The organism is Pantoea sp. B65 (assembly GCF_047308185.1).
In the GTDB taxonomy this organism is placed as follows: Bacteria; Pseudomonadota; Gammaproteobacteria; order Enterobacterales; family Enterobacteriaceae; genus Erwinia.
Genome location: NZ_JAHXPU010000018.1, coordinates 42,393 through 56,167, shown reverse-complemented (window position 1 = coordinate 56,167; position 13,775 = coordinate 42,393). Strand labels below are relative to the sequence as shown.

The following is a 13,775-nucleotide window of genomic DNA, read 5'->3' as shown; positions in this document are numbered from 1 at the left end:
CCCGGAGATTTACTGGTTTCACAACCAGGTGAACGGCATGCCGGAGCGGCTGACCGATGCGGAAGGCGGGCTGCGCTGGGAAGGACACAACAGCGCCTGGGGCAAACTGCTGCGTGAAACCTCGTCCCTGCGCGGCACGGGGTATGCGCAGAATCTGAGGATGCAGGGGCAGTACCTCGACAGGGAAACCGGGCTTCATTATAATCTGTTCAGATATTTTGACCCGGATTGTGCAGGGTTTACCCAGCCGGATCCGATCGGGCTGGCAGGTGGGCTGAATCTGTATGCTTATGCGCCGAATGCGCTGAGCTGGATCGATCCACTTGAGTTACCCAGGGAATACGGCACTACCAAAAGAAATGGCAAATATACCGAACCTGATTTACCTTCCAAAGTAGTAGCCGAGCAGGGAGATATTAAAATTGTCCACTACACCAGAAGTGGGGATCATGGCCCGGCACATCTACATGTCAAAGGTGGTGGACCTGAAACAAAAATAGGGCAAGCAGGGAAGCCAATCAAAGGTTCACCATCATTAACGTCTAAGCAACAAGTTGTAGTTGATGTCAATCGATCCGTAATTCGTAAAACTGTCGATAAAATACAACGATGGTTTAGATACCAAAATTTAGAGTGAATGGTTAATTACATATGAAAGAAGTATGGGTATTTAATGGTGCAATGGCTCGTTTCCCTTCGGGAATATTCCTTTCTTTGGAAAATGCTAAAGATTGGATAAAAAAAAATCGATTATCAGGAGCATTGACAAAATATCCTGTTGATAAAGGAGTTTATGATTGGGCAATTGAAAATGACCTTTTTTGTCCAAAGGAGGACAAGCATAAATCACCATCATTTATAGGTGGCTTCACATGTGCATCAATGGAGCATCTTCACTTTGAAAATGGTGAAGAAGACTAAAACTACTTATAAAGTGAAACGGTTAAGCCAGTTCGTGGCGGAGCCAGAGCGACGGTTTTCAGCGCTTTGAGGCGATAGCTGGATGCAGACGAAAAGATCGATTTCACTATAATCTGTTCAGGCATTATGATCCGGTGGTGGGGAGATTTACCCAGCCGGATCCGATCGGGCTGGCGGGTGGAATTAACCTTTGCCAGTATGCGCCGAATGCGCTGAGCTGGATTGATCCGCCTGGACTAACAAAATGTTCACCAAACAAGAAAACGACCTATGAAGGCGTCAGTCGGAGGGATGCGTTCAGACAGGCTAAACGTGATGCTGGAATACCAATGAACCAGCATCCGCAATCAATAACGCGACCTGATTTACTTGATGGTAATGGCAAAATAATTTCATATAATAATGGCAAGCCAATAACGACAAGGCAATAACAATAAGGCAATATGAATATATCAACAGTAAAAGAGAATCTGTTTTCCTACAAGAGCACAGCTTAGGGCATGTTAAAGCTATACCTGGGCATGGTGCAGAGCCGCATTTCAACGTAAGGCCATCGGACAAAATTACCGGGGAAGTATTAAATACAGGTAGTATCTTAGGTACTCATGGTCATTATAATTTTTAAGAAGAGAGGATGTATGTGGTTTGAACATGCAATAGGGAAGGAAAAAATTAACTTCTTGTTTAATAATGAGTTATCATTGATGGACGTTGGGCTGGAAAGCTTTTACTTTCATTCTTATTCAACTTTACGTTTTCATTTCATTTGCAAGAAAATCCCAAGTAGCTATCCTGAAAAATGGGATAAGGAAAAATTTAATTCACTTAGTCTAGTTTTTAATTTAGGTGAGGTTTTATCTTTTGAATCTAAAGGAAATAAAGTGGGTTTTATTTGCACGCCTGATGTAGTAACACACAAAGATAAATCCTCAATAAGTATTTTCAGTGATGATTTAATTATTAATTGTGAGGCTAAATTTTTAACGATTGAAGGAATAACACCTTATATTGATGAACGGTGGGATTAATTTTAACAATAAAATTTTCAAAAAATGGTCTAAAAAATCCTCTTGCTCTTTACCTTTTTCTGCCTAATGCCTGGGAAAGGAGCCAGTTTAATTAACAGTCACCAATGTCTACCTCTTGCATAGGAACCAAGTGATATGCACTACGATGCAAAAATGAGGGTGAATTATAACCAAAACTGATAGTACGACTCGGTAACCGGGCGGTTTACCCAGCATGATCTGATAGGGCTGGAAGATGGGTTAAACACATACGCTTACGCCCCAAATCCGCTGAGCTGGATCGATCCGCTGGGGTTATCCAGGGAATACGGCACTAGCAAAAGAAATGGCAAATATACCGAACCTGATTTACCTTCCAAAGTAGTAGCCGAGCAGGGAGATATTAAAATTGTCCACTACACCAGAAGTGGGGATCACGGCCCGGCACATCTACATGTCAAAGGTGGTGGACCTGAAACAAAAATAGGGCAAGCAGGGAAGCCAATCAAAGGTTTACCATCATTAACGTCTAAGTACGTGAACAGTGCGAGAGCACTGCCCGGATGTAAAATCGCAAGTAAGGTAGCTTATTCGTCGTCCCCGTCCACATGCTCTCTGATCATCACCATAAACGGCTTACCAAATCTCTCCAGCTTGCGCTGGCCGACACCGTTGACGCTCAGCATTTCGGCAGCGGTAAGCGGCATCTGTTCGGCCATTTCAATCAGCGTGGCGTCGTTAAACACCACATACGGCGGAATATTCTCTTCGTCGGCAATCGCTTTACGCAACTTGCGCAGTTTGGCAAATAGCTTGCGGTCATAATTGCCGCCATAGAATTTCTGGCTGCTATTTTTACTTTTGATCGTCACCAGACGCGGCACTGCCAGCATCAATGGCTCTTCGCCGCGCAGAATCGGGCGCGCAGCCTCAGTCAGCTGCAATGCGGAGTGCATCGCGATATTTTGCGTAACCAGCCCCAGATGAATCAGCTGGCGCAGTACGCTTACCCAATGCTCCGTGGTCTGTTCACGGCCAATACCATAGACCGGTAATTTATCGTGCTGAAACTCGCGGATGCGCTGGTTATTCGACCCGCGTAACACTTCAACGATATAGCTCATACCGAAACGCTGGCCAACACGGTAGATACTCGACAGCGCTTTCTGCGCCTCGACTAACCCATCATAGCGCCGTGGCGGATCGAGACAGATATCGCAGTTGCCGCAGGCTTGCTGGCGTCCTTCACCGAAATAGTTCAGCAGCACCAGACGACGACAGGTTTGCGCTTCAGCAAAGGCCCCCATCGCGTTCAGCTTATGCCGCTCGATATCCTTCAGCGCACCGGGGGCTTTCTCTTCCAGACACCGGCGCAGCCACGCCATATCGGCTGGATCATAAAACAGCAGGGCTTCGGCGGGCAGGCCATCACGCCCGGCGCGACCGGTTTCCTGATAGTAGGATTCAATATTGCGCGGAATGTCGAAATGCACCACAAAACGCACGTTCGGCTTGTTAATACCCATGCCAAAAGCCACGGTGGCGACCACGATTTGCAAATCGTCACGCTGAAAAGCTTCCTGAACCTGCGCGCGATGCAGATTATCCATACCGGCATGATAAGCGCCGACGCTGATGCCGCGACTCTGCAAACGCGCAGCGGTATCTTCAACTTTTGCCCGGCTGTTGCAGTAAATTATGCCGCATTTACCACGCTGATCCTGCACATAGCGCATCAACTGGTCGGTAGGTTTAAACTTTTCCACCAGCGTATAGCGAATATTCGGGCGATCAAAGCTGCTGATCTGAATCAGCGGATCGTTAAGCTGGAGCAGGCGCGCAATATCGTTACGCGTGGTTTCATCAGCAGTGGCGGTCAGCGCCATCACCGGCAGCGTCGGGAAACGCTGGCGTAGCTGACCGAGCGCACCATATTCGGGACGGAAATCGTGGCCCCACTGCGAGATACAGTGCGCCTCGTCAACCGCCAGCATCGCCGGATTCCAGTGGGTCAGATTATCAAGGAAGTTGTCCATCATCAGACGCTCTGGCGCAATGTAGAGCAGACGAATACGCCCGCTACGACATCCGGCCATCACTTCCTGCTGCTCTTCACGATTTTGCGTCGAGTTAAGACAGGCGGCTGCCACACCATTGGCCAGCAACTGATCGACCTGGTCCTTCATCAGTGAGATCAACGGTGAAACTACCAGCGTCAGCCCTTCACGCACCAGCGCGGGGATTTGGTAGCAGAGAGACTTACCGCCACCGGTGGGCATCACGACCAGACAATCACGCCCGTTTAGCGATGCCTGAATGATGGTTTGCTGGCCCGGACGAAACTGCTGATAGCCGAAGGTATCCTGTAATACCTTTTCCGCCAGCGCTTCATCTTGATCGTTGCTTACTGCAGCCGTTGACACATCTTCCCCGTTTATCTTGTTATGACATGATTGATCGTTGCTGGCGGGCCAGGCATCAGCCTGACCCGGAGCATCAGAACAGGTCGTTCAGGGTGACGCCGACGCCAAGACGCGTCTGGCGGTGGTTATAATCAATTAACGATTCGCCGTAGCCGCTAAATAACTGGGTATAGAAACGCACGTGTTCGCTGATTGGATAGCTCCAGCCCAGCTCTGCGCCGCCATAACCGCTGTTCCAGTTATAGTTGCTCTGCACGCTGAAAATGCTGTCGCCCACCATATAGCCCAGCTTCAGGCGGTAATAACCCATATATTTGGTGATATCCGGATTATCATCATTATTCTCATTTTCCGGCAGACGGTACCATGGTTTCACTTCCACCATAAAGTTGCCGTTCTGGGCCATCAGACGCGAATAGACGCGATTCCAGCTGCGAGAGGTGGGATCGGAACGTCCGTTCGACTCATGATCCAGACCGAACTCAACATCGCGTAACGTCCAGCCCGCCAGACTGTAATCGGTGGCCCAGCCGAGGAAAATCTGCGGCTCATAGTTGGTTTCACGGAATGGCGAAGAGGCCGCGCGATTAGAGAGCTGCCACCATGAACGCTGAGTATACGCGGCGGCCAGTACGGAGTTATCGCCAAGAATACCGCGCCACAGCGGGAAAGCCAGGCTTAGCTGAAATTTAACTTCATCTTTCTTGGCATTATCGGACCAGTTGTAAGACTGAATCGCTTCTTTATTCAGGTCGCTGGTGTAGGTGTAGAGTAAATAATTGTTTTCATAAGGATAAAGCACAAAAGGATTATCATGCTTCTCCAGCAGGTTGGCGATAATGCTGCCACGCACAGCCGGTGCATCATGAACATCTTTAATGGTCGCTTCCTGCGCCAGTGCCACAGCAGGCAATAACATGGCCGCTGCCAGCAGTCCCCGAAGCATACGCATAGTGTTCTCCAATAAAGCAAACGCTGCAAGATAGATGAGTAAAAAGCACGTCATTCTACACAGAAAAACGGCCCAACATTAGCGCTGATTTCTGAAACTGGAAAGCAGCCTGGCAGAAGCATAAGATATACAAATTCTTAACATTTTCGTTATCCCTAATTGCTTGCAGGAAGTCACAACATGTCGGGTACTTTGTTAACTCAGGATGCCGCTCGCCAGCTGATTGGTGAAATTTTTGTCTATGATATGCCGTTCAACCGCGCCCTCGGCCTGCAGCTCGATCGCCTTGAGCCGGACTACGCCGAACTGAGCTTTGTTAATCAGCAGATGCTGGTCGGCAATGCGGCGCAAAAAATTCTGCACGGCGGCGTCATTGCTTCCGTGCTGGACGTCGCCGCCGGTCTGGTCTGCGTCAGCAGCACGCTGACGCGCCAGGAGAGTATTAATGAACAGGAGATGCGCCAGCGCTTATCACGCATGGGCACCATCGATCTACGCGTTGATTACCTGCGTCCGGGACGCGGCGAGCGTTTTACCGCCAGCAGCAGCCTGCTGCGCGGCGGCAATAAAGTCGCGGTGGCGCGTGTTGAGTTGCATAACGACGCCGGAGTGTATATTGCCAGTGCAACCGCAACCTATATGATTGGTTAATTTGCCTGCGGGTCGCCTTTATCTGGCCCGTTAAGCATGCGCATAGCGTGAAATAAAACGCGCCAGCGCCGGGCCGGTAAGCAGAATGGTAAACAGTCGCAGGGTCTGCATCGCCATCACAAAAGCGATATCCACCCGGCTACCCGCCGCGATAATCGCCACGGTATCCAGTCCACCCGGGCTGGTGGCCAGATAAGCGGTCAGCAGATCGACATGCAATAGCTGCGTCAGCATCCACGCCATCGCACCGCATAACAGCATCAGGCCAATAATCGACAGCACCATTTGCGGCAGGGTACGCAACGCCAGCCGGAAGATCGGTTTGGTAAAGCGCAAACCCACACTCCAGCCAATCAGCGCATAAGCCAGCGCCAGCAACCACTCCGGCACCTGGAGCGAGAGCGTACCGCTGGCATGCAGCGTCGCGCCAAACAGCGCCGGCAACAGTAAGGCCCCGGAAGGAATACGGAACCGTTGCCCCAGCCAGGCGCCGCCGAGAGCAATAGCGAGAGTGGCGGCAAAACGCTGATCCAGCGGCGGAAACCACAGCAGCGGCGTGGCGCTTTGCGCGCTGTCGCCCAGTCCGATACGCGCCACTATCGCCGCCGCCGTCGCCACAAACAGCACGCGCAGATACTGCATAAAGGCGACCAGCCGCGCATCCGCGCCATATTCGCCGGCCATCGCCACCATCGCGGAGGCGCCGCCCGGCGACGATCCCCAGGCACCGGTGGCGCCAGGCAGATCGCTAAAGCGTACCAGCAAAAAACCGGATAGCCCGCTGGCGGCAAGCGTCAGCAGCAGCACGGCAAGCACTACCGGCCAGTCGGTGATCAAAGGTGTCAGGATCGAGGGTGACAGGCTCTGCGCAATCATGCAGCCGAGTATCGCCTGCGCCAGAATAAACAGGCGTTTATCAATACGTAAGGTGGCGCCGGTTAGCCCCATCACTACGCCGACAATCATCGGCCCCAGTAACAGCGCGGCGGGAACATGGAAATATTGCAGCAAACATCCCAACAGCAGCGAGACGCTGAGCAGGAGAAACCATTGCACTCTGAGTGACAGCCGTTCCATATTAAGCAAACTTGTGTTGGTAAAAGAACAGCTTATAACTTACGCGGATGTCAGACGATCTGCCAGCGGCAATCTGCCTTCACCCATCCCTGGGTGAAGTTCAGCGGCCTTACAGCCAGTTCCGGCGTTTAAAATAAGCGTACGGCGCCAGCCCGGCGAGGATCATCAGCGCAATGGCGCCGGGATAACCGAAGCTCCATTTTAACTCTGGCATAAACTCGAAGTTCATCCCGTAGCTGGAAGCCACCAGCGTTGGCGGCAGGAACACCACGGATACCACCGAGAAGATTTTAATAATGCGGTTCTGCTCGATATTGATAAAGCCCATCGCCGCCTGCATCAGGAAGTTGACCTTCTGAAACAGTGATTCATTATGCGGCAACAGTGACTCGATATCGCGCAGGATTTCCCGTGCCTGCTCCAGCTGCGTGGCCGGTAAACGCGCCTTGCGCACCAGGAAGTTCAGCGCACGCTGGGTATCCATCAGGCACAGACGCACTTTCCAGCCGATATCTTCCAGTTCCGCCAGTGTCGACAGCGCGCGGTCAAACTCATCGCCCTGCTGCCCTTCCATAATTACCCGGCTGAGTTTTTCCAGATCGCTGTAGACGTTTTCGATCTCATCCGCCAGCTGCTCAATTTTGGTTTCAAACAGATCCAGCAGCAGTTCAAAAGCGTTACCGTCGATCAGTACCTGATTGCGCGCCCGCATGCGGTAGAGGCGAAACGCCGGTAATTCACGCTCACGCAGAGTATAAAGACGTCCTTCACGGATGGTAAATGCCACGGTGGAGTTACCGGCATGATCTTCCGCATCTTCATAGAAGAAGAAGGAGTGGATATGCAGACCGTCTTCATCTTCAAAGAAACGCGCCGAAGCTTCGATATCTTCCAGTTCCGGACGGGTGGCAAGGCTCTGGCCTAATTCACACTGGACCCGTTCACGCTCCTCTTCTTCCGGTTCAACGAGATCAACCCAGACCGAAGAGGTCAGAGAGTCAGTCGCGTCATCCAGTTCCAGGCGGGATAAACGATTATGATCCAGTTTAAATGCGCTCAGCATAGCTGTACTCCCAATTGCAGTAACAAATGGGACATTGCGCCAGAACACGGGAAACGAAGACGTTTCAGTCAGTGACAGAGCTAACTCAAGCGACGGGAAATACGAGGTCGCTGACAACCACAAAGGCTACCAGCAGTAAAGAGGATAGCCTTAGGCGTTGCACCTGCTAAACAGGTTTTTGAGCCAGCATCGACTGGGTGTGTCCAAGGCGAATGTCCTCTTAGGGTAATCGTGGGCGCATGTTACGCTGAGTCGAAAAAGGCGTCAAGCGGCCCACTCTGCCGGTACGGTATCAGACTGTTTCCAGCCGGGCATATGCCGCCACCAGCCATTTAATACCCTGTCCCTGAAAGGCGACCTGTAGCCGACTATGTTCGCCGCTACCCTCCATATTAATAATGGTGCCTTCGCCAAACTTGCTATGGCGCACCCGCTGTCCCAGTGCAAAACCACTGTCGTTGCTGGTTACCGGCGTCCCCAGACGCTGATGATTAACCGGACGACTGACGCTGGCGCGCAGGCGCACTTCATCGACGCACTCCACCGGCAGCTCGCCAATAAAGCGTGATGGCCGGTGATACACTTCCTTACCATAAAGCCGCCGGGTCTCCGCATAGGTCAGCGTCAACTTCAACATCGCGCGCGTCACGCCGACATAAGCCAGACGACGCTCCTCTTCCAGCCTGCCGCCTTCATCCAGCGACATCTGACTGGGGAACATCCCCTCCTCCATGCCGACGATAAACACCTGGCTAAACTCCAGCCCTTTCGCCGCATGCATGGTCATCAGCTGAACCGCATCCTGCCATTTGTCTGCCTGGCCTTCACCCGCTTCCAGCGCCGCATGGGAGAGAAACGCCTGCAATGGCATCAGATCTTCATCTTCATCCTGATAGCTGTACTGACGGGTGGCGTTGACCAGCTCCTCTAAGTTTTCGATGCGCGCCTGACCTTTTTCGCCTTTTTCCTGCTCATACATTATCCACAGGCCGGAGTCTTTGATCACCCGGTCGGTTTGTACATGCAGCGGCATTTCCGCGGTGTCCTGCGCCAGCGCATCCACCAGTTCGCAAAAACGTTGCAGTGCCGAAGCGGCACGACCGGCCAGCACTTTCTCCTGCAGCAATACACGCGTCGACTGCCATAAGGTCAGCTGTCGTTCGCGCGAGGTCTGGCGCACCACATCCAGAGTACGGTCGCCAATGCCACGGGTCGGGGTATTGATCACCCGTTCAAATGCCGCATCGTCATTACGATTCGCCATCAGCCGCAGGTAGGCCAGCGCATCTTTAATTTCCTGACGTTCGAAGAAGCGCATACCGCCATAAATACGGTATGGCATGCTGGTCTGCAGTAATGCTTCTTCCAGCACACGCGACTGGGCGTTACTGCGATAGAGAATGGCGCAGTCATTTAAGGCGCCGCCGTTCTCCTGCCACACCTTGATGCGATTGACCACGAAGCGCGCTTCATCCAGCTCGTTAAACGCGCAGTAGAGGGAGATCGGTTCGCCATCGCTGCCATCGGTCCATAACTCTTTACCAAGACGGCCGTTATTATTGGCGATCAGGGCATTGGCCGCTTTCAGAATGTTATTGGTTGAACGGTAGTTCTGCTCCAGACGGATGGTTTCCGCACCGGAGAAGTCTTGCAGGAAGCGCTGAATATTTTCAACCTGCGCACCGCGCCAGCCATAGATCGACTGGTCGTCATCGCCGACGATAATCACCCGGCCGGTATCACCGGCCAGCATACGGATCCAGGCGTACTGAATGTTGTTGGTATCCTGAAACTCATCTACCAGGATATTGGTGAAACGTTCACGATAGTGATTCAGGATATGGGGTTTGTTCAGCCACAGTTCATGCGCGCGCAGCAGCAGCTCGGCAAAGTCCACCAGCCCGGCACGATCGCAGGCCTCCTGATACGCCTGATAGACGCGCAGCCAGGTCTGTTCAATCGGATTGCCATAGCTTTCAATATGCTTTGGCCGCAAACCTTCGTCTTTTTTGCCGTTGATGTACCACATCGCCTGGCGCGCCGGCCACTGCTTGTCATCAAGGTTCATCGCTTTGATCAGGCGCTTCAACAGGCGCAACTGATCTTCGCTATCGAGGATCTGAAAATCCTGCGGCAGTCCGGCATCGAGATGATGCGCGCGCAGCAGCCGGTGGGCTAAGCCGTGGAAAGTCCCGATCCACATGCCACCCTGACTGGTGCCGATCAGCTGCTCGATACGGTGACGCATCTCAGCCGCCGCTTTATTGGTAAAGGTTACCGCCATCACCGAATACGGTGAGCAGTTCTCTACCGTCAGCAGCCAGGCGATACGATGTACCAGTACGCGCGTTTTGCCGCTACCCGCACCCGCCAGCACCAGCAAATTGCTGCGTGGCGCCGCCACGGCTTCGCGCTGTTTGTCATTCAAACTGTTTAGCAGGTCAGAAACGTCCATAAGCACCATTCAGGCAGGGAAAACGCCGCCAGCGTTTTACTGGATATATTAACAGTTATTATACCAGCGCGGTCAGCGATGCCAACTGCGAAATTTCAAGGTGCGGTAACAGACGGCTGTCGCGGATATGCATCAGGTTACCGCCACGCAGATTAATCCAGCAGGCCTGCATCCCGCAGCGCACCGCACCGGCGACGTCGGTGGTCAGATCGTCGCCCACATGCAGAATGTTCTCCAGCGGTAAATCCAGCTTTTCTGCCGCCAGCTGATACATATCCGCGAAGGGTTTGGCGCGCCCGTGCGGACCGGCGCGCAGGATACATCGGAAATAGCCGTCGAGACCGAACAGGTGCGGCTCGGCATTGCCATTGGTAATCGCCACCAGCGGGACGCGCTGAGCCAGCAGCGCCAGCGCCTGGTGGGTCGCTTGCGCCACTTCAATCTGGCTGCGCCAGTGGGCAAAGTTGGCCATCACCGCGCGTGAACCTTTCTCCGCTTCCGCCGCCGGCAGACCGACGTTCAGCATCACCTCCGCGACCGCACGGCGTCGCCATTCGGTCACATCGTGATAGATTTCCGGCTCCTGCCGCAGCAGCTTATCGCGCAGCGCCTGATAGGCTTCGTGGCTAACCTCACGTAGCGCCGGATGGTAAGCCTGCAGAAAAGCATGGGATTCCTGTTGTGTACGCCGGATCACGTCATGATTGTCATACAGGGTGTCGTCAAGATCGAAGGTAATCGCTTTAACCGGGCGCAAAGTGCGGTAAAAGTGCATCAGGATTTTCCTCGTTTAGCACGGGGATGTGCCGCATCGTAAACCGATGCAAGATGTTGAAAGTCGAGGTGAGTATAGATCTGGGTGGTCGACAGATTGGCGTGACCAAGTAACTCCTGCACCGCACGCAGGTCGCCGCTTGACTCCAGCATATGCGTGGCAAAGGAGTGGCGCAGCTTGTGCGGATGAATATGGCTGTTCAGGCCCTGTTTCACGCCCCACTCCGCAAAACGTTTCTGCACATTACGCGCCGAAATACGTTTGCCCTGGTTGGATAAAAACAGCGCATCATCATCCGGAGCGAACAGTTCGCGCAGTACCATCCACTGCTCTACCCATTTCACTGCGGTTGACCCCACCGGCAGCCGGCGTTCTTTACTGCCTTTCCCCATCACCCACACTTCACCGGAGGCGAGATCAAGATGACGGCAGTCGATACCAACAAGTTCAGAAAGACGCAGACCGGCGCCATACATGATTTCCAGCATCGCCCGATCGCGTACCGCCAGCGGATCGTTAACATCGATCTCCAGCAGCTGACTCATTTCGTCGACATCAATATTTTTCGGCAGATGGCGCGGCGCACGCGGCGTGGCAATGCCTTTCGCCGGGTTCGCTTTCAGCTGTCCCTGGCCGACCAGCCAGTCAAGAAAGCTGCGCAGCGCCGAGAGCCGCAACGCCAGGCTGGCGGGTTGCAGTCCGGCACGACGGCTGCGCGACGCCAGCGAACGCACCTGAGCGGCATCGAGCTTCGCCCAGTCAGTGATTTTCATCTCATCAGCCAGCGCCACCAACACGCTAAGCTGATGGGTATAACTCTTTTGCGTCAGCGGACTCAGCTGCCGCTCCACTTTCAGGTAACGCAGGAAGCCCTCTACGGCTGGCTGTAGAGGCGAGTCGCTGCTCATGCCCGTTCAATCCAGCGTGACAGCAATTCCGGCATCATCAGCGCCAGGTGCTGCAGTAACAACGTCCCCATACCGGACTGATAATGCTGTGTATCACGGCTGCTGAAGAGCAGTACGCCGAGATCGCCGCGTTCGCCCATCAGCGACATGGCGACAGACCCGATCGCTTTGGCCTGTGGCAACAGCAACAGTAACTCCGGCCCGTTGAGGTTACCGAGATAATGTTGCTCTTTACCCAGACGCTGAATGCGCACCGCTTCAAATGCCTGCGCGGAGAGCGCCAGCTGGGTGAAGTCCGACGGGGCGCCAATGCGCCACTTGTCGCTGAACAGGCGCACATTGGCCCCGGCCAGACCGAGCTCACGCGCCCAGCGATGCAGACGGTTCAGCATATCATGCAGAGTCGGCGCCGCCGCCAGATGACCCTGTAGTGCCAGCAGACGGTCGAACAATTGATGGTTAGCGGTTGCCTGCTCCATCAGCAAAGTGATCTCTTCTTCCAGTTGAGTGATGTGGTTACGCTGGCGCGCCAGCTGCCACTCGACCAGCGATACCGTGCCGCGCACCGGATGAGGTATCACCATCTGCTCAGTCTGGCGCGCGTTGCGGATAAAGAAATCCGGATGTTGCAACAGGTAGTCACTCACCGCCTGATCGTCCAGCATCACCTCACTGGCCCTCTGTTCCCCGACATTTTTCATAAATGAATAAATCCGTCGTAAACGTGGGTGGCAGGTCCGGTCATAAACAGGGGATGACCTGGCCCTTTCCAGGCGATATGCAGCGTGCCGCCCGGTAGATCGACGCGGACTTTCTCCGCGAGTTTACCTTGTTGGATGCCGACGGCGACCGCAGCACAGGCGCCGCTGCCACAGGCTTGCGTTTCGCCGGCGCCGCGTTCATAGACGCGCAGGCGGATATGCTCGGGGTTAACCACTTCCATAAAGCCGACGTTGACACGCTCCGGGAAACGCTCATGGCTCTCCAGCACCGGGCCAAGGGTTTCGACCGCAGCGGTTTTCACATTCTCGACCTGGATCACGCAGTGCGGGTTGCCCATCGACACGACGCCACACATCACCGTCTGTTCCGCGACGCGCATCAGATACAGGTTTTCCGCTTTATTTGCGCGGAACGGTACCTGCTGCGGCTCGAAGTTTGGCTCACCCATATTCACGCGCACCAGATCGTCACTGGTGACACTCAACACCATGCGCCCGGTTTGGGTACTGACGTTGATATCGTTCTTATTGGTTAAGCCTTTCAGGCGGACAAAACGGGCAAAACAACGGGCGCCGTTGCCACACTGTGCCACTTCGCTGCCGTCAGCGTTGAAAATGCGATAATGGAAATCCAGATCGGGATCGTACGGCGGTTCAACGATCAGCAACTGATCAAACCCGATCCCCAGATGACGATCGGCCAGACGGCGAATCAGTTCTGGTGAAAAATAGACATTTTGCGTGACGGCATCAACGACCATAAAGTCGTTGCCAAGGCCGTGCATTTTGGAGAACTGCATTTTCTGCTCCGCCGGATGCGC

Annotated in this window: 13 protein-coding genes and 1 pseudogene; 5 read left to right on the top strand and 9 right to left on the bottom strand. The window is 53.6% G+C overall.

All coding sequences use genetic code 11. The annotated features are described in order from the left end of the window. The 4 genes and pseudogenes from JWF83_RS08665 to JWF83_RS08650 form a co-directional block, all read left to right on the top strand. Window positions 1–637 (top strand): RHS repeat-associated core domain-containing protein (locus tag JWF83_RS08665; protein WP_413649808.1); only part of this gene is annotated, 637 nt, incomplete at its 5' end. Window positions 638–651: 14 nt separating this feature from the next. Then, the gene (locus JWF83_RS08660) at window positions 652–921 is read left to right on the top strand and encodes a hypothetical protein (RefSeq protein ID WP_413649807.1); all 270 of its coding nucleotides are present in this window, start codon (window positions 652–654) and stop codon (window positions 919–921) included. A gap of 104 nt (window positions 922–1,025) precedes the next feature. Continuing rightward, window positions 1,026–1,546 (top strand): annotated as a pseudogene (locus JWF83_RS08655) (HNH/endonuclease VII fold putative polymorphic toxin); the annotation flags it as partial. 13 nt (window positions 1,547–1,559) lie between these two features. Next, window positions 1,560–1,949, top strand: coding sequence for an Imm50 family immunity protein (locus tag JWF83_RS08650; RefSeq protein WP_413649806.1), 390 nt, complete (start codon window positions 1,560–1,562; stop codon window positions 1,947–1,949). A 566-nt stretch (window positions 1,950–2,515) separates the two neighbouring features. Here the strand turns inward: JWF83_RS08650 and recQ are convergent. After that, window positions 2,516–4,351, bottom strand: coding sequence for an ATP-dependent DNA helicase RecQ (gene recQ / locus JWF83_RS08645; RefSeq protein WP_413649805.1), 1,836 nt, complete (start codon window positions 4,349–4,351; stop codon window positions 2,516–2,518). 73 nt (window positions 4,352–4,424) lie between these two features. Next, window positions 4,425–5,303 (bottom strand): phospholipase A, encoded by an 879-nt coding sequence (gene pldA / locus JWF83_RS08640; RefSeq protein WP_413649804.1) that lies wholly within the window; start codon window positions 5,301–5,303, stop codon window positions 4,425–4,427. Window positions 5,304–5,483: 180 nt separating this feature from the next. Here pldA and JWF83_RS08635 point away from each other — a divergent pair, with 180 nt between their 5' ends. Continuing rightward, complete coding sequence (locus JWF83_RS08635) at window positions 5,484–5,954, top strand: thioesterase family protein (RefSeq protein ID WP_413649803.1); 471 nt, start codon at window positions 5,484–5,486, stop codon at window positions 5,952–5,954. 30 nt (window positions 5,955–5,984) lie between these two features. Here JWF83_RS08635 and JWF83_RS08630 read toward each other — a convergent pair whose 3' ends face one another. The 7 genes from JWF83_RS08630 to dapF all read right to left on the bottom strand — a co-directional run bounded on the left by JWF83_RS08630 (window position 5,985) and on the right by dapF (window position 13,754). Then, window positions 5,985–7,031 (bottom strand): AbrB family transcriptional regulator, encoded by a 1,047-nt coding sequence (locus JWF83_RS08630; RefSeq protein ID WP_413649802.1) that lies wholly within the window; start codon window positions 7,029–7,031, stop codon window positions 5,985–5,987. A gap of 109 nt (window positions 7,032–7,140) precedes the next feature. Then, a complete protein-coding gene (gene corA, locus JWF83_RS08625) occupies window positions 7,141–8,094 on the bottom strand; it encodes a magnesium/cobalt transporter CorA (RefSeq protein ID WP_413649801.1) in 954 nt (317 codons plus the stop codon). A gap of 292 nt (window positions 8,095–8,386) precedes the next feature. Next, on the bottom strand, window positions 8,387–10,549 hold the full coding sequence (gene uvrD / locus JWF83_RS08620; RefSeq protein WP_413649800.1) for a DNA helicase II: 2,163 nt from the start codon (window positions 10,547–10,549) through the stop codon (window positions 8,387–8,389). 58 nt (window positions 10,550–10,607) lie between these two features. Further along, window positions 10,608–11,324, bottom strand: a complete 717-nt coding sequence (yigB, locus tag JWF83_RS08615; RefSeq protein WP_413649799.1) for a 5-amino-6-(5-phospho-D-ribitylamino)uracil phosphatase YigB — start codon at window positions 11,322–11,324, stop codon at window positions 10,608–10,610. Next, window positions 11,324–12,232: a tyrosine recombinase XerC gene (xerC, locus tag JWF83_RS08610; protein ID WP_413649798.1), complete on the bottom strand. Its 909-nt coding sequence runs from the start codon at window positions 12,230–12,232 to the stop codon at window positions 11,324–11,326. The genes yigB and xerC overlap by 1 nt, the downstream gene beginning before the upstream one ends. Beyond that, window positions 12,229–12,933 (bottom strand): DUF484 domain-containing protein, encoded by a 705-nt coding sequence (locus JWF83_RS08605; RefSeq protein WP_413649797.1) that lies wholly within the window; start codon window positions 12,931–12,933, stop codon window positions 12,229–12,231. The genes xerC and JWF83_RS08605 overlap by 4 nt, the downstream gene beginning before the upstream one ends. Further along, complete coding sequence (gene dapF, locus JWF83_RS08600; RefSeq protein WP_413649796.1) at window positions 12,930–13,754, bottom strand: diaminopimelate epimerase; 825 nt, start codon at window positions 13,752–13,754, stop codon at window positions 12,930–12,932. Before dapF ends, JWF83_RS08605 begins: the two co-directional genes overlap by 4 nt. Window positions 13,755–13,775: the final 21 nt, after the last annotated feature.

Excerpts from the sequence above, each read along its gene's own strand:
- JWF83_RS08660 (WP_413649807.1), top strand. The coding sequence starts at position 652 with ATGAAAGAAGTATGGGTATTTAATGGTGCAATGGCTCGTTTCCCTTCG.
- JWF83_RS08605 (WP_413649797.1), bottom strand. The coding sequence starts at position 12,933 with ATGAAAAATGTCGGGGAACAGAGGGCCAGTGAGGTGATGCTGGACGAT.
- corA (WP_413649801.1), bottom strand. The coding sequence starts at position 8,094 with ATGCTGAGCGCATTTAAACTGGATCATAATCGTTTATCCCGCCTGGAA.
- dapF (WP_413649796.1), bottom strand. The coding sequence starts at position 13,754 with ATGCAGTTCTCCAAAATGCACGGCCTTGGCAACGACTTTATGGTCGTT.
- uvrD (WP_413649800.1), bottom strand. The coding sequence starts at position 10,549 with ATGGACGTTTCTGACCTGCTAAACAGTTTGAATGACAAACAGCGCGAA.
- yigB (WP_413649799.1), bottom strand. The coding sequence starts at position 11,324 with ATGCACTTTTACCGCACTTTGCGCCCGGTTAAAGCGATTACCTTCGAT.
- xerC (WP_413649798.1), bottom strand. The coding sequence starts at position 12,232 with ATGAGCAGCGACTCGCCTCTACAGCCAGCCGTAGAGGGCTTCCTGCGT.
- pldA (WP_413649804.1), bottom strand. The coding sequence starts at position 5,303 with ATGCGTATGCTTCGGGGACTGCTGGCAGCGGCCATGTTATTGCCTGCT.
- JWF83_RS08635 (WP_413649803.1), top strand. The coding sequence starts at position 5,484 with ATGTCGGGTACTTTGTTAACTCAGGATGCCGCTCGCCAGCTGATTGGT.
- JWF83_RS08630 (WP_413649802.1), bottom strand. The coding sequence starts at position 7,031 with ATGGAACGGCTGTCACTCAGAGTGCAATGGTTTCTCCTGCTCAGCGTC.
- JWF83_RS08650 (WP_413649806.1), top strand. The coding sequence starts at position 1,560 with ATGTGGTTTGAACATGCAATAGGGAAGGAAAAAATTAACTTCTTGTTT.